The sequence below is a fragment of the Spirosoma jeollabukense genome (assembly GCF_054777855.1).
The window spans coordinates 1-538 of record NZ_BAAHAD010000112.1; the positions used below are offsets into that span (position 1 = coordinate 1).

Below are 538 nucleotides of genomic sequence, written 5' to 3' on the forward strand. Positions count from 1 at the left end.
CTCCAGCGACCAGCGCTTGAGCGCCGCGTCATAGACCTCGGGAGCTGCTGCTTCTACGAGATGGCCAATGCACCAGGTGACGGTGACGCCGGAGCCGCTGAGACAGCCTTCACCGCGCTGCGTCGCGCCGAGAATCCGGCCAATGTCTTTGCCCTGGGAGGGCTTCTCGCACAAGAACAGCCGCATGTCAGTCCATCCGATTTCCATGGTTCATTGAGTTGCGGGAATCGAGGATGCCGAACACCACCAAGGGCAGCAGCAAACAAGCCGCATGCGGCAGCGACCGCTTTCACGCCGATGAAATGGCGAGTGCGGGGAAGGTGCGTGGCCGGAAGTGTGCGGGCCGAGAGCCGCGATTTCCGGGAGCGCGCGTGGAACTCGGTGGACGTTGGTGGAGCTATCCCCTGGGGATAATTCGCAGCGCATGGAGGGCGGCGAAGCACTGCGGCAGCCGCCCTCCATGCCCGATCACTTCCTGCGCTTGGTCTCTTTCGGCGCCGTCGATTCCTGGGTGGCCTGGGGCTTCGGCTCTGCCTCC

At 64.3% G+C, this 538-nt stretch carries 1 protein-coding gene; it reads right to left on the minus strand.

Annotated features, from left to right (window positions below; genetic code table 11):
* Nucleotides 1-207: hypothetical protein (locus tag ACYVEA_RS34815; protein WP_461117941.1), on the minus strand; the 207-nt coding region annotated here is incomplete at its 3' end.
* Nucleotides 208-538: the final 331 nt, after the last annotated feature.